The following is a 20,788-nucleotide window of genomic DNA, read 5'->3' as shown; positions in this document are numbered from 1 at the left end:
AGCATCTTAGATCTAGGCAAAGGTCTCAAAGGAGTAGAACTATTAATATAAAATTCCTTCAGCTCGAATAGTGAACTGGACGATTGACTTTTCGTTTACAATTACGAACCAAGTTATTTCAATTTGTAAAATATCAAAAATATAGTGTTCATTATGAGTTGTTTATAGCAATTTATCCATTAGATATAGCAATTTATCCATTAGATTTTTTGAATTTGACAGGACGTCTTGGGTCGTAAGTAACCTGAGTTACGAAACAAACCATCCCTTCACTCTACTTTTGCACCTTCAAACAACAGGAAGGGTTCTACCAAAAAGTGGAGATACCCTTTTATCAAAATTTATTGTGATAATATGATGGTTCGAACAGTATTGATAGGGATATTTCTCTTTACAGGTTTAAGTCTCTTTTCGCAGGACACGATTTCGATTTCAAATTCGAGTGTGATGGCCAGGGTGCAGGAGTCAAATCTTCAGATTCGCATGGCGCAGCAAGATTTTGAATCTGCTCAAGCGGATTACCGCCAGTCGAATGCCTTGTTTTTGCCCAATATCAGTGCATCGTACACGGCCATCTTGACAACGAATCCGCTGATGGCTTTTGGTTCTAAGCTCAACCAGGAAATTTTAACTCAAAACGATTTTAATCCGGCTTTGCTTAACGATCCTGATAGAATTGAAAATTACGCTACGCTTATAGAGGTGCAGCAACCACTTATTAATGTTGACGGTCTATTTGAAAGACAAGCTGCAAAAAGCAAAATGGATGCTTACCAATTAAAGTCCCAGCGCACCAATGAATATCTCAATCTGGAATCGCAAAAGGCCTATATGCAATTGCAAATAGCCTACAAAGCAGTAGATGTGCTTCGCGAAGCGAATACTACAGCCGAGGCCAATTTAAAGTTTGTGCAAGACTATTTCGATCAAGGTCTCTTACAAAGAATGGACTTGCTCGATGTTGAAGTTCGGGTGAATGAAGTGAAGAATCAGCTTCAAATCACGGAGAGCAATTTGCAAAACGCTTCAGACTATCTGGCTTTTCTTTTAGATGAGGATATGGCGGGTAAGACATATCGGCCGGAAGAAGGTTTGAATACCGAAATGGGGTCTTTGGAAACCATATCAGAAGTGCCTGAATTCCGGAAAGATATTCTGGCGATGGGGAAATCTACTGAGGCTTACGGCAAAATGCTTCAATCAGAAAAAATGGGTTTCCTGCCCCAACTCAATGCTTTTGGTAGTTATCAAATTTATGATGGCGACCCAGTAGGCTTTTCTGCAAGCGGTTACCTGGTTGGCGCCAGCTTGTCGTGGTCTGTTTTTGATGGGTACAAATCAATTGGAAAATATCAAAAATCTAAAGTTGAGTATGAAAAAGCCCAAACAGAAGCCAGACAGTATAAAATGCAGAGTCAAATGGAGCTAAATCAGGCAAATCGCCAGCTTCAAGATGCATCTAACAAGGTAATTAATAGCCGTTTGGCCTACGAACAGTCCGAGGAAGCTTATCGCATACGAAGCGACCGTTTTAAAGAAGGTTTGGTTAAAACTACGGATATGTTGATGTCCGAAACACAGATGTTTAAAAAAGAACTTGAATACCTACAATCAATTTTTGAATTTAATTACACCAAAAAATACTTAGAATTTTTAACGCAATAATCGTTCAGCCAAATGAAGAATTTATACAAAAGCATACTGGGTTTTAGTTTTCTGTTTATAGCAGGCTGCACCCAAGAAGCAGAAACAAATACAACAGAATTGCCTTCAGTTGCTGTAAAAGTGCAAAAGGCTTCGGGAGGTGAAAAAACGCATTACATTTCGGCCAGTGGTCAGATAGAAGCAATAAAAAGCGCCAATATAAGTACCCGAATGATGGGGTATATTCAAGATATTCCTGTAAAAACGGGTCAAAAAGTAAAGAAAGGCGATTTATTGATTAGCATTTCCAATACAGATCTTCTGGCTAAAAAAGGACAGGTAGAAGCTGGCGTATTACAAGCAAAAGCGGCTTATAAAAATGCGGAGAAAGACTATGAACGCTTTCAAGCCTTATTTGCCAAAAAAAGTGCCTCACAAAAAGAGCTGGATGATATGACCACCCGCTATGAGATGGCAAAAGCCGGATTGGATGCAGCAAGGGAAATGGAAAATGAAGTGAATGCGCAATTTTCTTACGCTAATATTCGCGCACCTTTCAGCGGTGTGGTGACCAATACTTTTGCAAAAGAAGGAGATATGGCCAATCCTGGTATGCCATTAATTGGTCTTGAAGCACCCGGTAAAATGGAAGTAGCAGCTATGATTTCTGAGGCGGACATACAAAATGTTCACGAGGGAATGAAAGCTGATGTTTCGCTAAAATCTATTGGGTTAACAGTAGAAGGAGTAGTGAGTGAAGTGAGCCTTTCGGCGAAGAATACTGGAGGACAGTACGTGGTGAAGATAGATATGGAAGCACCTGATAGCTCAATATATGCTGGAATGTACGCCAATGTGCAAATTCATGGAAGTGGAAGCAATGCTGGAGATGCAAATAGAAGTGTATGGATACCCGAAGAAGCACTTGTACATCAGGGTCAGCTAACCGGCGTTTATACAATAGGAAACGAAAATGCGGCCATTTTGAGATGGCTGCGAACAGGTAGAAGTACCGGTGATGAAGTGGAAGTGCTTTCGGGTTTGAAACCGGATGAAACGTTCATCATATCGGCAGAGGGACGCTTGTATAATGGTGTACCAGTTACTTTTTAATTCTGAATAAACTTAGATAGACAACACGCGCGTGAGGGATAGAAGCGGTTATCCTTTTTTGCCTTCGACCAACGGGAGTCCGCACGGATCGGCAAAAAAGATAGTAGCGGAAAGCCCGACCCGTAGGGGCACGCCCAAAGAAAAAAAATACCATGCAAGAAGGAATATCCGGTAAAATTGCCAATCTCTTTATCAATTCAAAGCTTACTATTTTGCTGATTATTGGGTTGATGATTATAGGGGCTTATAGCTCAACGCTCATACCCCGTGAGGAAGAACCGCAGATTGTGGTGCCAATGGCCGATGTGATGGTGGGATATCCCGGCGCCAGTCCGAAAGAAGTGGAAAGCCGCATCATTGCTCCGTTAGAGAAGGTGCTTGCCAATATAAAAGGGGTGGAGCATTTGCACAGTACGGCGATGAATGGAATGGGGATGATCATTGTCCAGTTTTATGTTGGCGAAGACACAGAACGCTCTTATGTAAAGCTTTACGACGAATTGATGAAGCACAGGGATATGTTTCCCGAAGGTGTTTTTGAGCCTGTTGTAAAAACGCGTTCTATTGATGATGTGCCCATGCTGGGACTTACGCTTTGGAGTGAAAGATACGACGATTTTGAGATTCGTGAAGTGGCGGAAGAGCTGGTTAATGAGATTAAAAAAGTTGATAATGTGTCGATTACGAAAATCATTGGCGGACGAAACCGACAGCTGAGAATTGTTCTGGATAAGGATAAAATGGCCGAAAGTGGGGTAGATGCTCTGGGAATTATTGAGATGATAAAGGCCAATAATTACAGTTCGCAATCTGGGAGTTTTGTGAGTGGCGATGAAGAGTTTTTGGTAACCACTGGTGAGTTTTTAAGCTCGGCCGAAGATGTGGAAAACCTGGTGGTAGGTGTGAACCAAAATATGCCGGTTTACTTAAACCAAATAGCGCGTGTAGAAGATGGGCCGGAAGTGCCTGCGAGTTACGTTTCTTTTGGATATGGTCAAGGCCAGGCAGCCTTTGAAGAAGCGCCTTCGGATTATCCGGCAGTAACCATTTCGGTGGCTAAAGTGAAGGGTGCCGATGCCATGAAAATTTCTGAAAAAATATTGGATAAAGTGAGTGGGTTGTCACGTACGCTCGTACCGGATGACATGCACGTGGAAGTGAGTCGTAACTACGGAGAGACGGCTTCGCACAAGGTTAGTGAGCTTTTATTGCACTTGGGTGTCGCCATTTTGGCTGTTACCATTTTGGTAATGTTTGCCATGGGATGGCGCGGTGGATTGGTCGTGTTTTTCTCGGTTCCACTCACATTTGCACTTACGCTGTTTAGCTATTATATGTTGGGCTATACGCTCAATCGGATTACGCTATTTGCATTGGTTTTTGTTGTAGGAATTGTGGTTGATGACAGTATAATTATTGCTGAAAATATGCACCGGCATTTCAAGATGAGACGCCTGCCGTTTAAGCAAGCCGCCATTTATGCGATTAATGAAGTTGGAAACCCAACCATACTTGCCACTCTTACAGTTATTGCGGCTATTTTGCCAATGGCATTTGTGTCGGGAATGATGGGGCCATACATGAGCCCGATGCCTATTGGCGCATCAATCGCTATGATTTTGTCTTTATTTATCGCTTTGACGGTTACGCCATATCTTGGATACCATTTGCTTCGCGAAAAAGAAGATCAGGAACATAAAGAGGTAAAAGGCATTGAAACCGGCTGGATTTACAAGGTTTATAAAAGAATCGAGAAGCCTATGCTGGATAGTTCCAAAAAGCGAAGTATCGTGCTGGCGGTTACGGTTCTGTTGTTGTTGGGATCGGTAGGAATGTTTTTCACCAAATCGGTGGCTGTAAAAATGTTGCCTTTTGACAATAAGAATGAATTTCAGGTGATAATTGATATGCCTGAAGGAACAACTTTGGAGCGAACTGCTGCGGTAACAAAGGAAATTGCACAGTATTTATCGACTGTACCTGAAGTGGTTAATTACCAGAATTATGTGGGTACTTCGGCGCCAATTACTTTTAATGGATTGGTAAGGCATTACGATCTGCGTTCTTCAAGCAGTGTGGCTGATATTCAGGTTAACCTATTGCACAAAGCCGATCGGTCTGACCAGAGTCACGACATAGCCAAAAGGGTACGCCCTGAAGTTCAAAAAATCGCAGCCAAATATGGGGCAAATGTCAAAATTGTAGAAGTTCCGCCAGGACCGCCAGTACTTTCAACATTGGTGGCTGAGATTTATGGCCCTGACTATGATGGACAAATTGAAGTAGCCAACAGCGTTATTGATATTTTGAAAAATACAGAATCCGTAGTTGATATTGACTGGCGCGTGGAATCTCCACAAACTGAATATAAGTTAGTGGTTGATAATGAAAAAGCCATGCTCAATGGCGTAGCTCCTGCACAGGTAGTTGGAAATATTACCTATGTACTTGGCGAGCATACGGTTTCGAACTTGTATGACGAAAATTCGAGCGATCCAGTTGGTATTGTGCTTGCACTTGATGATCGGGATAAAAGCAGCTTGCAGGATATTCAGAATTTGAAGGTGAAAGGTAGCGGTGGAAATATGGTTCCAATAGGCAATCTGGTTCGGGTTCAGGAGAATACACTTGAGCCATCGATTTACCGAAAGGATCAAAAAAGGGTTGTTTATGTCATGGCTGATATGGCCGGCGGATTGGAAAGTCCGGTTTATGCCATATTGGGAATGGAAGAAAAATTGAAAAATATTGATCTTCCAAAGGGATATTCTTTGAATGAGCTCTATCTGGGTCAGCCCGAAGATGAGCAAAACTATACCGTGAAATGGGATGGTGAATGGCAAATTACACTGGAAGTATTCCGCGATTTGGGAGCGGCATTTTTGATCGTAATTATCGTGATCTATATGTTGATTGTCGGTTGGTTTCAGAATTTCAAAACCCCATTGGTTATGATGGTTGCTATTCCGCTTTCGTTGGTGGGTATTGTATTGGGACACTGGATTTTGGGTGCTTTCTTTACCGCCACTTCGTTTATAGGAATGATTGCCCTTGCTGGGGTCATGGTTCGAAACTCGGTGCTGCTGATTGACTTTATTGAGATAAGACTTAAAGAGGGTACACCTATGAAACAGGCCATTATTGATGCCGGCGCAGTCCGCACCACGCCAATTTTGCTAACCACGGGAGCGGTTGTAATTGGAGCTTCTATCATTTTGTTCGATCCTATTTTCCAGGGTCTGGCTATATCGCTGGTAGCAGGTGCAATTGTTTCTACGATGCTAACGCTTATTGTGGTTCCATTGATTTACTATATGACGGAGCATAAGAAGTGGGAGAAGATACATGCTGAAATGAAAGAAAAACAGCAAAACTAAAATTTAATCACTATGAAATTTGTAGTAATAACAGCAGTAAGAGAATATGAGACTGATTTGAAACATATTCTCAAGAAATGTAAAGTTGACACTTTTTCGTTTCACGACATAACGGGCTACAAAACCAATTCAACTGGCGAAACGGTTCCGCATTGGTTTGCCGGCGATGAGAGTCGGTCAACCGGATCTGTTATTTTTTACGTTTTCGCTTCAGGCGAAACCGCCGAAAAAATATTTCAAGAAGTAAATCGCGCGAATGCGGCTCAAGAATTCACATCTAAAATTCACTTTGTTTCACTGAATGTGGAGCAATCAAACTTTACAGAAAATGCATAATAGAATCATTCACGGAATTGCAGGTAGTTTTATTATAATCAGTTTAATCCTTGCCATGTATGTAAATATAAACTGGCTTTGGCTTGCTGCTTTTGTAGGCGTTAATTTGTTTCAGTCGTCGCTTACCCAATGGTGTTTATTGCAAAATATTTTGAATAAACTTGGGGTGAAAAATACGGGTAGTGGGAGTTGTGGGGTTTAGGGTTTTAGTCTGAATTTGAGTTTAAGCATGAAGGGTTTTTGTTGAGCAAATTTAGGCTAAAGATTCTCTAAAAATATTCTCTATTTCGCAAAACACAGAAAAGTTTACAGGGATCTGGGAATATCCTTGTTCCCATGCAACACTCTTACGATTAGAATATAATCCTGATGTATTCGATAAAAGACAGTGTGACCTTGTTCAGTAATACTGAGGATTTCATTTTTTAAGTCTCTTCTTTCTCTTCCAAGTTTTGGATTCTTTACTAATTGCCAGAAGAGACTTTCTAAGTCGGATAAATACTTCACAGCTTGATTAAAGCCGTGCTCATCAAAAGTATAATCGAAGATTTCATCCAGATCAGAATCGGCCTTATTTGAAAGAATATACGAGTTGAGGATCTTTTTGGTCATTAGGCTGTTTTCCTTGACTTGCGTTTTGATTCAATAATGTCTTTTACAGATCGTTGGCTATTGCCACTATTTAGTCCTTTTTCAATCTCTGTTTGTAAATCGGCGATTAGTTTATCCCGGTATATTTGGTGTAAGCGGAGTGCCTCGCGAATAACTTCACTATTGTTTTGATAATCACCCGATTCTACCTGACTGGTAATATACTCGACTTGCTTTTTTGTGAAACTGATATTCATTGCTTTATCTTTAAGTATGCTAATTTAAATAATATGTCCATATTTAGCAAATATGGATAGGGGATTTTAATGATCTCAATTTCGATACATTTTCAGTAGCGCCTTCGGACAAGGTGATATTTTACAGAAAGTTTATCTTCAAACCCCCAAAACAATTGAAGCATCGATTTCGAGTTTAATGCTCATTTCGCGCACTATTTTTAAGGTGGGTTCGCTCTTTCCGTGAATATTTGCTGCTGAGACCGAGCATATACAGTTGGTCAATCGTCTTTTAAAGTTTTTGAAATTTTACCCGCTAAATCGGCATAGATTATTTTAAGTATTTACAGAAATAGAGCCTACACATTTCAAATGATTTAATTACTTAGGTTCTCAGCTTTCCAAGATTTTAATGGTTTATTGATGAGTAATAACTTCTTAATGCAAATTCGGGTTTGTACATTAGCACAAATCAAAACCGACTTTTTTCAATTTTATGCTAGGAACTAACATTGCCAATCTCTTTCAATAGCTCTTGCAATGATAGTTTGAATCTATAAAAAGCGATGCCCAAATTTTACAAAGCCAAACTGCTAAGAATAGCTTATGAATATGGTATTGAGTAAATTAAACCTTTCTTTCACAATCCTCCTTTGTGTAGCGGTGAATTGTACTTATGGTCAGCCCTTGACTATACAGGATGATTTTGAAGGCAACGGAACTATTGAAAGTTGGTATGCATCAGAAGCACAAGCAGATACCGCCTGGGGCAATCCGTTTCAGGAAGGTGTAAATTTATCATCGAGGGTTATGCGGTACCGAGATCTCGGTGGGCAATATGCGCACGTAGGATTCACTCTTCCGGCCAGCTTTGATTTAAGCGAAAATCACAGTTTTACTCTCAAGATTTTTATTCCTTCGGCAACCATAAGTGGTTCTCAGAATAATCAAGTATCTCTAAAACTTCAAAATGCTGCTATTTCGCAACCTTGGGCCACGCAAACCGAGATAATAAAGGAGGTCCAGCTCGATCAATGGCAAGAAGTGAGTTTTGATTTTGAAAATGATGCTTTTATTAATGCGAATATGAACTCAGATATTCCGGTTAATCGCACTGATTTTAACCGGGTGATTTTACAAGTTAATGGCGAGAACAATGCTGATCTTGTTCAAGCCTACTTTGATGATTTTTATTACGATGGTGAAATTGATCTGACAAATGATCCTACAGGTAATATCTACAATCATCTGGTTTGGTCTGACGAGTTTGATGGATCGGAAATCGATGCAGACAAATGGCATTACCAAACACAAATACCCACAGCAGGTGGCTGGTACAATAATGAGCTTCAGCATTATACCGATAGGGAAGAAAACGCGTTTGTAGAAGATGGATTTCTAAACATTGTGGCCATAAGAGAAGATTATACAGACCAGGGTCTTGGTAGAAATTTTACATCGGCACGACTCAACTCGAAATTTGCCTTTACTTATGGTAAAATGGAAGTAAGAGCTAAGTTACCTTTCGGTTACGGCACATGGCCGGCTATTTGGACATTGGGTAAAAACATAATAGAACCAGGGGCATTTTGGTCTGATCAATACGGCCAAACATTTTGGCCTGCATGTGGTGAGATTGATGTTATGGAACATTGGGGAACCAACCAAAATTATGTTCAGGCGGCACTTCACACGCCATCTTCATTTGGTGCAACCGAAAATCATGGTGGCCTCTATATAAACGATGTTTCAAATACTTTTCATACGTATGGCATGGTGTGGACACCAGAATTAATCAGCTTTAGCGTTGATGGCAATATCTACTATACCTACCAGCCCGAAAATCAAAACATGGACAATTGGCCTTATATAGCTGATCAGTATATTCTCCTCAATGTGGCTATGCAAAATCCAGTAAATCAAAACTTTACAGAGAGCGCTATGGTTGTAGATTATGTAAGAGTCTATCAGGAGGGTGCATTGAATGCAGAAAATGCTTTAAGTGAAAACGATATTCAAGTTTATCCAAACCCTTTTAATCAAGATATCAGCATTCACCTGAAAAATTCATTGCTTGGATCTCAGGTTCGGGTTTATTCAATTCTTGGGGAAGAATTGGCTTCTTATTTTCAAAATCAAAATATTTTCAGGTTGGCATTGAGTGATCTGCCCAGTGGGACTTATATTATTCAGGTTTTGACTGAAAAGGGGACTTTAGAAAAGAAGGTTATTAAGCTTTAAAATTGCCGAAAAGCTTACTTCCCCAAACAAAACACAGAAAGCATTCTTATGGATAATCTTTTCAGTGGACTGGGTTAGCGTATCAGCAAGAGAAGTTTAAAGCCTCATACCCCCAAAACAATTGAAGCATCGATCCCGAGTTTAATACTCATTTCGCGCGCTACTTTTAAGGTAGGCTCGCTCTTTCCGTTAAGGTATTCGCTTACGCGTGATGTGCTTACTCCAAGAAGTTCTGACAGCCGTTTTTGATTTAAACCCATCTCGGCCATGCGCAATTTTATCACATCTACAAGTGCGGGTTTTAGCACTTGATAGGTGCGCTCCTCATAATCTGCTACGAGATCTGACAAGAGATTCAACTCGATATAGCCTTTGGTATCACGGTTTTCGATGTTGTCCGCATTTTGAAGAAGGGTTTCAACCCTTTCTACTATTGTTTGATATTCTTTTTCGGTTTTGATCATCGTCAAATGTTTTTAATGTCTTGAATCTTATCGTATTCTGAATGTGTTCCAATAAATCGGATGTACACTTTCTTTGCATTGAAGGAGATAATTGCAACTAGCATGTAAGCATTTCCATTAATATTGAAGACGAAACGGTGGTTGCCAACGTAATCAACATTATTGAAATCCCGTTTTAGTTCGTTGAGATTTTCCCATTCTTTTTCTGATACGAAATGATACCATACGTGAAGTGCAGTTTTCGAATTGGCATGCTTTTCAGAAAACTCCTTGATCCGTTTAAAGGTAACTATCCGCATTTATCCAGTTTACTGCAAAAATAGCAAATAGTTTTGTAATATGGGATTATATGTTGAAAAATAGAACTAATTATCATGACGAAATATAAGGTTATATGACAAATGCAAAGTCAGGTTAAAGCCTGACAATTAATAATTAATAGTAAGGTTAAAACCTGACAAAAATGGATTTAAAATGGAGTTTGAATAATGCCGAGAGTAACAAATAAATAGTACAATGAGGCGAAGTCAAAATTGGACTATATTATTTGTCGAATCGGTATTATTCAAACAAAAACGCAATATCGTCGGCGGTCAAGTTTTTTACGAAATTGCCATCGTCCGCAATGACCTCATCCGAGAGTATCTGCTTTCTCTCCTGTAAAGCCATGATTTTTTCTTCAATGGTGTCCTTACAGATCATGTTGTAGGCAAAGACTTTTTGGTCCTGGCCAATCCGGTGGGTCCGGTCGATAGCTTGTTGCTGAACGGCTTTATTCCACCAAGGCTCCATCAGAAAAACATAATTGGCATTGGTCAGGTTTATCCCGGAATTACCGGCCATCAAGCTCAATAAGAACACCTGTATGTCCGAATCCTTTTCTTGAAATTCAGAAACCAAGCGGATGCGCTCTTTTGCAGTGGTTTTTCCGCTAAACCGGCGAAAAGTGATCTCGTTTTTTTCAAAGGCTTCGGACAATAGATCCATTGTGCCTAAAAATTGAGAGAAAACAAGAACCTTGTGATTGGCTAGATCCGAAGTCAGGGTTTCGATTAAATTATCTATTTTTATGGAAGGTTTGGAACTAAAATCCGATTCTTTCTTTAAAAGTCGGGGCGAACTGCAAACCTGCCGGAGTTTGGTGATCCCTTGCAAAACACCCAATTTGGCCTTGTTTAATCCCTTGTCTTTAATTTGGATCATAATATTGTTCCTTACATGGCTTTTTATGTCTTCATAAGCCGAACGCTGTTCATCTTCCATCTCGCACCAAAGCACGGATTCTGTTTTTTGGGGCAGGTCGGGGGCAGCGGTTTCCTTGGTCCGTCTTAACATAAATGGACTGGTCATTTTTTTGAGGGCATCCATTTGTCCTTCTATTTTTTTATGTTGGAGGGGTTTCTCGAATTGTTCCTTAAAATGCTTTTGGGAAGGAAAGAGCTGGGGCAATAGAAAATGTAATTGCGGGAATAAATCGGTGATATTATTCATAATGGGCGTCCCGTTGAGGATAATCCTTCGTTTTCCGTTGAGCTTCAGTACGGCCTGGGTTTGTTGGGAAGTGTAATTTTTAATGTGATGGCCTTCATCCAACACGATCGCTTCCCATAGCATGTTTGAGAAAAGTTCGTTATCGTTCCTGATCAAAGCATACGAGGTGATCAACACCTGGTTGTCGCCTTTTAAAAAATCGTGAATATCCCTTTGGGCGCCGTGATAGATGAAGAGGTTGAAATCTGGCGCAAACTTTTCAAATTCATTTTTCCAATTGTAGATAAGCGAAGCCGGAGAGACGATTAAGAACTTGGATTCTGGATTGCTTTTTAGCCAGTAAGCCATCGCAGAGATAGACTGCAAGGTTTTCCCCAAACCCATGTCATCTGCCAGTAGGGTTCCCGCATTGATTTCGGCCATCAAGTTTAACCATTCGTAGCCCTTTTGTTGGTAATTTCTTAACTTGGCCTTGATGGAATCCGGTTTTACATAAAGTTGGTCTTCCGACTGATTCCAACGGTTCCATTCTTCCAACCAGTTTTTGGGAAAAACGATACTAAGGGCAGCCTGATGATGTTCTGGACCCGAAATAAGTGGAAGCCATTTGGCAAATTGGATCTCATCTTTATCGATTTTGGCGTTTTTTACAAATAAAGCATACTTTTTTAACCACTCTTCCGAAAGTATGCCAAGGGAATTGTCCTTCAATAAAACAAAATGATCTCCTTGGCTTAGAGCTTTTTGAAGGGTTTTTGTGTCTATTTTTTCGGCACCGAAATAGGTTGTAAATTGGGCGGCTACCGTGTTATCCAATGTTTTCGTAATGCTAAGGTTTGATTGTGCTTTGTGGTTCGAATACCGAAAATAGCCCAGCATATCCATACCGGTTACGGAGAAATTATCCTTGAGCTGCTCGTGGTAAAAATTATAAAACCAGTTCTTTTTGGAAGCTTCGTTGAACTTCAGGAAAAAGATGGTTTGGCCTTTAAAATTAGGATGGGCATTTTGCAGGAATTCCAGAGTTTCCCGTTCTGCTCTTTTATCACGTTTATAAGTAATCCGCTTTTCTCCCTCATAAATCGTAAATATATCTTTATCGTCTTCCACAATAGTGCCGTCATAATCCCAACGGGGTAAAAACATCAACATGTCGCCGCCCAATTCAGAAATCTGAATCAACGCTTGGGGGCTTGCTTCCCGAGTTTCCTCCCTAAAAGCCCCCCCGAGATCCAACGGATATTTTTTCAGTTTCTTGTTGTATTTTTCAAGGTAGGTATCATGGTCGAACGTCCCGGCTTCGGCAATGTCTTCCAATACTTTCCAATCGGATTTTTTTAGCATGTAATAAGTATTGTTCCAACAAATTAAAAACTGGAACCGGTTGACCTCTGCGGCCTCGTAACTCTCATTGTTCAGTTGAAAAAAAGTGGCAATGGAAAGTCTTTTTCCGTTTCGCACAATCTTAAAGGATAGTTCGGGAACCTCAGAAGTATCAAAATTGCACGGTAGGTTTCTATACCGTTTTTCGCTAATTTTTATTCTGTGATAGAGCTGTTGGTTTGCCGAGAGGATATGAAAAACTTGACGGAAGGAATTGAAGTAATATTCCGATAAATATTGGTCGATATAATCCTCCAAATCTCTTCTTGGTTTTAATTGCCGATAATGGGAGGCATACTTTTTTTCTTCTTTATTGAGTTCGTCCACCGTTAATAAAGCCAAAGTTTTTAGGGTATTCTGGTCGTAATCCTTCGAATAAATAGCTTGCAGGTTTTTCACGGAATACGGCTCGTGTTGGAATGTTGTGTTTTTTCCCGATAGTAGTTTTATAAAAAAGGTAAAAGGACATTTAAGGGATCCTGCCGCTACGGGGTCGAATATGAGTTGTGTGGACATAGGTAAGTAGTTAAATCACTTCAATCACAAAAATAGAAAAGTTATGATAAGGTAGATTCAAGCCATAAATGCAACCTTGCCTCCATTGTTGATGGCTGCTACGAAAAATTGAATTCCAGTTTTTTTCTCAATAGTCTTAACTATTTTCTTAATATTTTTTTGCTCAGCACAAATGTGTTTTCCAAAGCGGCAAAATCCAAATCTTCAGAAAAACGATAATTTTCGATGTAGCACTTTCCTAAACAAGTTCCCCCTTCGAATACCAACTTATCCTTGTACTGTTCAAGAAATACAGATAAAAAATGTCCCAATACGTAATCTTTTTCCACCGTGGCGGTACTTTCCATTCTTGAGCTTTTTCTTCGATTTCTCGATGTAAGATCATTTAGTATTTACTTTGCGCAATCTGTATTAAATTTTCTTGGCTCATGTTTAAACGCAATTTCCATGCGCTTACAAACTCACCTTCAGTTGGGAGACTATAATCCAAAACAGCAGGGCTTTCTAAATTTCGTATTGGATCAATATGTTGCCGTGGGTTTTTCTGAGCTTGATGATGACAAACTGCCCAAAATATTGGAATTAAGGTATAAATCAGTTTCTGATGCAAAGAATGAACTCGGAAGCATTAAGCATATTAGGGAAGCGTTCATTGGGTTCCAGGAGAGGATTTATGCTTCGTAATTACTGGTTAATATTTGAAGAATATTCGATTCATTGAGTATTGGTGAATAAAACGTAATATCCATTATTCTTGGCTTGCAAGAATCCCGATATCGCTGGCGCGCTTCGGGATGAGTTCGACTACGAAAAAATCGCAGATTTTTTCTGTCTCACTTACTTCCCAATGCAAAACTTAGAAAATATATTCCCAAGTAAATCTTCCGTAGTAATCTCCCCAGTAATCTCACCCAAGTGAAACAACCCTCTACGAATATCCATTGCCAGAAAATCGCTGGTAATGTCCGAATCAATGCCAGCCAATACCGAAGTAAGCGCTTCGTGGGCTTTAGATAATGCTTCGAAATGACGGATATTGCTGACTACAATATCATTCCCCTCAGTGCTCAAGGTTTTAGTTATAGCTAGAAGCCTGGTTTTCAATTCAGTCAATCCGGTTCCTTGTTTTGCAGAAATGTAAAGCACATTCTCAAACTTTCCAGATGCAACTGTCTTGCCTTCTACCTTATCAATTTTATTCCCAACAAGGATTATGTTCACTTCCAATCCTACTTTCTGGCGCAGGTTTTCCAGTTCATCTGCAATTTCTGAAGTAGTGCTGGTTGCCGCATCAAAAAGATAAATCACAACCGCAGATTTACCCGCTTTTTCAAATGCTCGTGAAATGCCAATGGTCTCAATTTCATCGGTGGTTTCGCGAATGCCCGCAGTATCGGTGAACCGAAACCGGACTCCGTCAATAATCATCTCGTCTTCAATGGTATCGCGGGTGGTACCGGGAATATGCGATACAATGGCACGCTCATCTTCAAGTAAAGCATTGAGCAAGGTGCTTTTACCCATATTGGGAGCGCCGAGAATGGCGACTGGCACTCCGTTTTTGATCGCATTTCCGGTGGCAAAGCTATCCATCAATCCCGTTACCATGGTATCAATTCCGGAAACTAGGGCCGTAAGTTCGTCGCGGTTTGCAAATTCCACATCTTCTTCGCTAAAGTCTAGCTCAAGCTCAATGAGAGAGGCGAAATTTATTAGCTTTTCGCGGAGAGCATTTATCTTTTTTGAAAATCCACCACGCATTTGGTTCATTGCGAGTTTGTGGGCGGCAGAGGTAGATGAGGCGATAAGATCTGCAATAGCTTCGGCCTGGCTGAGGTCAACTTTTCCATTCGCGAAAGCGCGCAGACTAAACTCGCCGGGCTGAGCCATGCGGCAACCATTTGAGAGCAGAAGCTGCAAAATACGCGATTGAATGTATTCAGATCCGTGGCAACTCAACTCAACACTTTCCTCGCCGGTAAAGGAGCGTGGCGCTCTGAAAACTGACACCAGCACTTCGTCTATAAGCTCATCTCCATCGGTAATGCGGCCAAAATGAATGGTATTGCCTTGCGCAGAACTTAAATCTTTGCTAAAGACTTTATTCATGATCTTAAAAGATTCACCTCCCGACACTCTGATTATGGCGAGTGCTCCCATTCCGGGCGGAGTGGAGAGAGCGCAAATGGTATCGTCTGTATTGTAGTGCAGCATGGCGGCAAAGGTAAGGCAAGTTGAAGAGATAATAGAATGCTGGGTTTACAGAAAAAACGAGTCAAAAAAAAAAGCGGAACCGAAGTTCCGCTTTTCTTTAATTGAGAATTATTCAATTAGTTATTGTTTAACAAATCGCTGGGTAGCAACTTTATCAGTTGTGCTAATTTGAATTGTATAAATTCCATTATCTAAAGTAGAGATGTTTTGAGTAAATGTAGCTTGCGAAAGGTTAACAGTATTCTCTAAAACAACTCGACCTATAGCATCAAACACACGAACTGTCGCTGCACCTTGTAGAGATGAAGTAATGTTCACATTGTCAGTGGCAGGGTTAGGGAAAAGATTTGACTCAACTTTATCAAGTTCTGTAACTGCATCTGGATTACAGTTCACAGTGCCAGGCAGTTTCACTGCATCAATTACAAATCCAACAAGGTCAGTTACACCAAAATGTCTGAAGGCCAAATAGATGGTTTGATTGTCATAAGCGCTAAGATCTACAGTTCTTGCCTGCCATTGGTTTACGTACTCCAGATTGTCTGCAAACACTTCATCAGTAAAATCAGCGATATCGGTACCGGTTGTTGATACCAATACAGAATATTCTTCTTCAGAATAATTGCTGTTTAGTGATCTAACGGCATAATAGAGTGATTCATTTTCGCTCAAAGTAACTTGAGGAGTAATAAGATAGTTGTCTGGCGTTAGAGGTCCCGCAGGGCCTGTATAAGAAAATGAACCAATAGCACTGGCACCATCCAGACCGAAATTTCCATCATCATTGGTCACTATTGTCCAGTTCTGTTCATCACCATCTGCATCAATTGCTTGCCAGCAAGCCGGTAGCGCTCCACCCGCTGTTTCAAAACTTTCGGCACCATCAAGAAATTCCGGACAAGCTACGCCACTACTATTGGTAGTAATTTTAGGAAATCCGCCATCAACAGCACCAGCTACTCCGCAATTTCCAGCTTCGTTTATTACGATTTTGTAAATCCCGGCTTCTGACGCTGTCCAGGTAATTGAGCAACCATCGCCATCACCGGCTCCAAAGTTATCAACTGCATCTGACGGAGCTATAACTGTAAATTCAGGAACCCATGTTCCAGCGCCAGGGCCGTTACACATGCTGAAAGTAAAATTATCGCCTATCTGAACATTTGCTAATATGTAAGCCTCAGACTTATACACTTCGAAACCAGTTATTTCTCGTGATTGGCCTGTACATGGCACATCACCAAAGCTCAAATACGCTTCCGGAGGGGCTGGATCAACCCAGTCCATACACTGAGCACTTGCTGTAACCGTAATTAACGATGTTAATCCGGCAAAAAGTAAATTTTTAATCATCTGCTTGTTGTTTAAAAATGTTTGAATAAAAGTTATTTAAACAAATTTAGCAATTCTCACAAGAATCGTTCGTTTCCTTATAAAATCTTTGAACCAGAGAGTGAGCAAATCACATGATATGCGGGAAGTATTGTGGCTTCGAGATATGTTAAATAGAAAAAATAAAATGCGACTTTACGGATTTATAAAGCCAAAAAAAAAGCGGAACCGAAGTTCCGCTTTTCTCTAATTGAGAATTAATCAATCAATTATTGTTTTACAAATCGCTGCGTCGCAACTTTATCAGTTGTGCTGATTTGAATTGTATAAATACCATTTTCTAACGATGAAATGTTTTGAGTAAACGTAGCCTGCGAAAGGTTTACATTATTCTCTAAAACTATGCGTCCTATTGCATCAAACACTCGAACTGTAGCAGCACCTTCAAGAGATGAAGTTATGTTCAAGTTGTTAGTTGCAGGGTTAGGGAAAAGGTTTGACTCAACTTTTTCTAATTCTGTAACTGCATCTGGGATACAATTAACTCCTGGTAGATAGATAGCGTCTATTAGGAAAGCGAACTGATCTGTTACATCATGATGACGGAATGCAATATAAATTGATTCTCCGGCATAACCACTCAAGTCAACAGATCGACCTTCATAAGCTGCAGATTCAAGAACTTCAGTTAACACTTCGTCAGAAAAGTCGCTAATTTCAGTTCCAGTTGTAGAAACGAGTACTGAGTAGTTTTCAGCAGGAAAATTTGCGCTTATTGCTCTTACAACGTAATATAGTGAGTCTCCATCTACAATGTCCAATAAAGGAGTTATCAAATAATTGTCAGGAGTTATAGCTCCAGCTCCTGGAGGGTTAATGTAAGACTCCGATCTCGCTGCTACCACACCATCAAATGCCAGGTTCGCAGCAGGAAGTAAATTCCAAGAATTACCATCTCCATCTGCATCGATAGTTTGCCAGCAATCAGGAAAGTTTACCGTATCAGCTTCAAAGCTTTCAGCACCTTCAAGTAAAACTACTGGAAGAACTGGATCTACTACACACACATTTGTGAAAACACCAGGAAGGGTAACATTGTCTAGTTTCATGTAAAAATTATCTGTTACATCATAATGACGGAACGCGATATAAATATCCTGACCTTCATAAGCTGACATGTCAATCGTTCTCAATGTCCAAACTGAGTCTGTTAGTTCTACCAATAATTCGTCCGTAAAATCGGCTTCTTCATTTCCCGATGTAGAAACCAAAACACTATAGTTTTCATCTGGGTAAGCTGGATCTTGAGCAGAAACATAATATGAAAGTAATTCACCAGCACCAATTGTTAACTGTGGTGTAACCAAATAGTTGTCTGGTGTAAGAATTGCTTGATTCCAAGAAGCCGATGCCGCTGACATTGCTCCTTCGTAAGCTGAACCAGCTGCGTTGTATTGAAACCAACCTTGACCATCACCATCCGCATCTATTTGAGTCCAGCAAGGTGGCAAAAAGCCATCTTCAAATCCTTCAGTCATTTGTGCGTTAGAATCTACAGCAGAAAAGCATGTCAATGCTGCTACGATTCCTGTTGAAAAAAGTAAATTTTTAATCATAATTCTAATCTTTAGTTTATAGCGTCTTCTCTATTTGGCAGAGAAGATTGTTGGCAAAACTACAAAATAATTCCTCGTTCAATAGTTTACTACCTTCAATTACTAACATAAACCTTTTTACAAAAGCTCATCTACTCGTAGGATTAAAAGGATATTTCTGGTAGTCAGCAGTGCACGTAGGTGTATTACAGATGTAAGCGGACGTGTTATGACCACAACTATGTTTTAGAATCCAATATTGATTAAAACTGATTTAACATTTTTGAATATTTCCAACTAAGAGGTAGCAACATAATTCGGCCATTTTTTCAAGGATATTGCATTTTTCTCAGCATTCTCTCGAAACCACTGTTCACCTTATTCAATTCCTTTCGATAAGTCTGCAAAAAACCAATAATCATGAAAATAAGACTTACATCAAAACTCTCAATCTGGATGTTCGTATCCATGTTTGCGCTCGCATCCTGTGCAAAAGAATCGTCAGACACAAGCACTCCGTCCGGTGGATCAGGCGGCCTCGGCGGAATTGGTGGCGGCGGAACTGGTGGAGATGGAACTGGTGGTGGCGGAGATACCGGCGGATCTTCAAAAACCCAGATGCTTACCGTTAAAACGTGGAAAACGCTAAGCCTGCAAATCAATCCTGCCATTGATGCCGATGGAAATGGAACAACAGAAACAGACATTACTCAGTTTTATGATGTCTGTATGTTAGACAATTTCTATCAATTTAACTCCAACTTGGCCTACACCTACGATGAAGGGCCGACAAAATGCGACCCAAATGCTCCCCAAACCCCCGAATCAGGAACATGGGCGTGGAATACAGGCGAAACTCAAATAACTTTAACTGTGCCCGAAGGTACCTACTCTCTTGAAGTGGCTACACTTACTACTACGCAGTTAATTACAAATCAGCCGGTAACGTTTAATAGCGCAAATCACACTTTAACAGTTACATGGAATTAATAAGATTATACATCGATTGACCAGAAGAACAGGGCTATTATGTCCTGTTTTTTTATGAATTAAAGATGCGGATAAGCATATAACGTATTAATAGTTCTTTCATTTTTTGTGTTGGTGCTTCCGCGAAATTTGCTTAAACAATGTTCTCTCGGCTTTTTAAATTCCGTCCTTGTACAGCCCATGCGAATGTAGTAAGTTTGTGGCCTAAAAATTAAATATATCAGATGAGCGTTTTAGTCAATAAAAATTCAAAAGTAATCGTACAGGGATTTACCGGAAGTGAAGGAACATTTCATGCCGGGCAAATGATTGAATATGGCACCAATGTAGTAGGTGGAGTTACACCGGGCAAAGGTGGACAAACGCATCTCGATAAACCGGTTTTTAATACCGTAGCCGATGCAGTGAAAGAAACAGGTGCCGATGTGACCATTATTTTTGTTCCGCCGGCGTTCGCGGCAGATGCTATTCTGGAAGCTGCTGATGCAGGGATTAAAGTTATAGTTACCATTACCGAAGGTATTCCGGTAAACGATATGGTAAAAGTGAAAAACTTTATTGACACACTAAACGACTGTACACTTATTGGCCCTAATTGCCCTGGAGTTATGACAGCCGGTGAAGCGAAAGTGGGCATTATGCCGGGCTTTATTTTCAAAAAAGGAACTATTGGTATCGTATCTAAATCGGGTACATTGACTTACGAAGCAGTTGACCAGATTACCAAAGCTGGATTGGGTCAATCAACGGCGATAGGAATTGGTGGTGACCCTATAATAGGAACAACGACCAAAGAAGCGGTGCAACTGCTTATGGCCGATCCGGATACCGAAGGAATAGTAATGATAGGCGAGATAGGTGGAAACCTTGAGGCAGAAGCTGCACGCTGGATAAAAGAGCACGGTACCAAGCCCGTGGTTGGTTTTATAGCCGGAGTTACTGCACCAAAAGGGCGTACAATGGGTCATGCCGGCGCTATAGTTGGTGGCGATGACGATACGGCCGAAGCCAAAAAGAAAATACTTCGCGAATGCGGAATCCACGTTGTTGATTCACCGGCAGAGATCGGTAAAAAAATGGCCGAAGTGATGGGTGTTACTGCGTAAGCCGAAAGACAAATAAACCATATTTGAAATCCCTGCGAGTATTCGTGGGGATTTTTTGTTTTGATGGAAGAGCATCGAGGTGCTTGTTTTAACCGCAAAGCACGCCAAGATCTCACGCAAAGGTCGCAAAGAAAGAAATCAGCTAGTTGCCTACTTATT

General features: G+C 40.5%; 17 protein-coding genes and 1 pseudogene. 9 read left to right on the top strand and 9 right to left on the bottom strand.

The features are described from left to right. The first annotated feature begins 354 nt into the window (after positions 1 to 354). The 5 genes from G3O08_RS07175 (at position 355) to G3O08_RS07155 (ending at position 6,672) form a co-directional block, all read left to right on the top strand. Positions 355 to 1,665, top strand: coding sequence for a TolC family protein (locus G3O08_RS07175; protein ID WP_163284343.1), 1,311 nt, complete (start codon positions 355 to 357; stop codon positions 1,663 to 1,665). Between the two features lie 12 nt (positions 1,666 to 1,677). Continuing rightward, on the top strand, positions 1,678 to 2,757 hold the full coding sequence (locus tag G3O08_RS07170; RefSeq protein WP_163284341.1) for an efflux RND transporter periplasmic adaptor subunit: 1,080 nt from the start codon (positions 1,678 to 1,680) through the stop codon (positions 2,755 to 2,757). A 152-nt stretch (positions 2,758 to 2,909) separates the two neighbouring features. After that, a complete protein-coding gene (locus G3O08_RS07165; RefSeq protein WP_163284339.1) occupies positions 2,910 to 6,134 on the top strand; it encodes an efflux RND transporter permease subunit in 3,225 nt (1,074 codons plus the stop codon). A 12-nt stretch (positions 6,135 to 6,146) separates the two neighbouring features. Beyond that, complete coding sequence (locus G3O08_RS07160; RefSeq protein ID WP_163284337.1) at positions 6,147 to 6,470, top strand: hypothetical protein; 324 nt, start codon at positions 6,147 to 6,149, stop codon at positions 6,468 to 6,470. Beyond that, positions 6,463 to 6,672 (top strand): YgaP family membrane protein, encoded by a 210-nt coding sequence (locus G3O08_RS07155; protein ID WP_163284335.1) that lies wholly within the window; start codon positions 6,463 to 6,465, stop codon positions 6,670 to 6,672. Before G3O08_RS07160 ends, G3O08_RS07155 begins: the two co-directional genes overlap by 8 nt. Before the next feature lie 104 nt (positions 6,673 to 6,776). On the opposite strand, the gene G3O08_RS07150 is transcribed toward G3O08_RS07155, so the two are convergent. Next, positions 6,777 to 7,082 carry a type II toxin-antitoxin system RelE/ParE family toxin gene (locus G3O08_RS07150; RefSeq protein WP_163284333.1) on the bottom strand — a complete coding sequence of 102 codons (306 nt, stop codon included), beginning with the start codon at positions 7,080 to 7,082 and terminating at the stop codon, positions 6,777 to 6,779. Continuing rightward, positions 7,082 to 7,318 carry a type II toxin-antitoxin system ParD family antitoxin gene (locus tag G3O08_RS07145; protein WP_163284331.1) on the bottom strand — a complete coding sequence of 79 codons (237 nt, stop codon included), beginning with the start codon at positions 7,316 to 7,318 and terminating at the stop codon, positions 7,082 to 7,084. Before G3O08_RS07145 ends, G3O08_RS07150 begins: the two co-directional genes overlap by 1 nt. Before the next feature lie 585 nt (positions 7,319 to 7,903). On the opposite strand from G3O08_RS07145, the gene G3O08_RS07135 reads away from it, so the two are divergent. Then, positions 7,904 to 9,538, top strand: a complete 1,635-nt coding sequence (locus G3O08_RS07135; protein ID WP_239541039.1) for a family 16 glycosylhydrolase — start codon at positions 7,904 to 7,906, stop codon at positions 9,536 to 9,538. Between the two features lie 104 nt (positions 9,539 to 9,642). Here G3O08_RS07135 and G3O08_RS07130 read toward each other — a convergent pair whose 3' ends face one another. From G3O08_RS07130 to G3O08_RS07115, 4 genes are all read right to left on the bottom strand, one after another. Beyond that, positions 9,643 to 10,002, bottom strand: coding sequence for a helix-turn-helix domain-containing protein (locus G3O08_RS07130; RefSeq protein ID WP_204336806.1), 360 nt, complete (start codon positions 10,000 to 10,002; stop codon positions 9,643 to 9,645). Between the two features lie 2 nt (positions 10,003 to 10,004). Next, positions 10,005 to 10,301: a type II toxin-antitoxin system HigB family toxin gene (locus tag G3O08_RS07125; protein ID WP_163284327.1), complete on the bottom strand. Its 297-nt coding sequence runs from the start codon at positions 10,299 to 10,301 to the stop codon at positions 10,005 to 10,007. Positions 10,302 to 10,563: 262 nt separating this feature from the next. After that, the gene (locus G3O08_RS07120) at positions 10,564 to 13,275 is read right to left on the bottom strand and encodes a DEAD/DEAH box helicase (protein ID WP_163284325.1); all 2,712 of its coding nucleotides are present in this window, start codon (positions 13,273 to 13,275) and stop codon (positions 10,564 to 10,566) included. Between the two features lie 257 nt (positions 13,276 to 13,532). Then, entirely contained in the window at positions 13,533 to 13,739 is a 207-nt protein-coding gene (locus G3O08_RS07115; RefSeq protein WP_163284323.1) for a nucleotidyl transferase AbiEii/AbiGii toxin family protein, read from the bottom strand. Between the two features lie 103 nt (positions 13,740 to 13,842). Here G3O08_RS07115 and G3O08_RS07110 point away from each other — a divergent pair. After that, positions 13,843 to 14,076, top strand: a pseudogene (locus G3O08_RS07110) (type I restriction-modification enzyme R subunit C-terminal domain-containing protein); the annotation flags it as partial. A 153-nt stretch (positions 14,077 to 14,229) separates the two neighbouring features. Here G3O08_RS07110 and mnmE read toward each other — a convergent pair. The 3 genes from mnmE to G3O08_RS07095 all read right to left on the bottom strand — a co-directional run bounded on the left by mnmE (position 14,230) and on the right by G3O08_RS07095 (position 18,554). Beyond that, positions 14,230 to 15,606 (bottom strand): tRNA uridine-5-carboxymethylaminomethyl(34) synthesis GTPase MnmE, encoded by a 1,377-nt coding sequence (gene mnmE, locus G3O08_RS07105; RefSeq protein WP_163284319.1) that lies wholly within the window; start codon positions 15,604 to 15,606, stop codon positions 14,230 to 14,232. A 120-nt stretch (positions 15,607 to 15,726) separates the two neighbouring features. Next, entirely contained in the window at positions 15,727 to 16,959 is a 1,233-nt protein-coding gene (locus G3O08_RS07100) for a T9SS-dependent choice-of-anchor J family protein (protein WP_163284317.1), read from the bottom strand. A 248-nt stretch (positions 16,960 to 17,207) separates the two neighbouring features. Then, the gene (locus G3O08_RS07095; protein ID WP_163284315.1) at positions 17,208 to 18,554 is read right to left on the bottom strand and encodes a T9SS-dependent choice-of-anchor J family protein; all 1,347 of its coding nucleotides are present in this window, start codon (positions 18,552 to 18,554) and stop codon (positions 17,208 to 17,210) included. A 399-nt stretch (positions 18,555 to 18,953) separates the two neighbouring features. Between G3O08_RS07095 and G3O08_RS07090 the strand changes: the two genes are divergently transcribed. Then, a complete protein-coding gene (locus G3O08_RS07090) occupies positions 18,954 to 19,523 on the top strand; it encodes a lipocalin family protein (RefSeq protein ID WP_163284313.1) in 570 nt (189 codons plus the stop codon). Between the two features lie 224 nt (positions 19,524 to 19,747). Next, entirely contained in the window at positions 19,748 to 20,629 is an 882-nt protein-coding gene (gene sucD / locus G3O08_RS07085; protein WP_163284311.1) for a succinate--CoA ligase subunit alpha, read from the top strand. Positions 20,630 to 20,788 lie beyond the last annotated feature (159 nt).

The sequence above is a fragment of the Cryomorpha ignava genome, from assembly GCF_010686655.1.
GTDB classification, from domain to species: domain Bacteria; phylum Bacteroidota; class Bacteroidia; order Flavobacteriales_D; family Cryomorphaceae; genus Cryomorpha; species Cryomorpha ignava.
The sequence above is the reverse complement of the archived record's forward strand: the minus strand, read 5'-3'. Positions and strand labels throughout refer to the sequence as shown.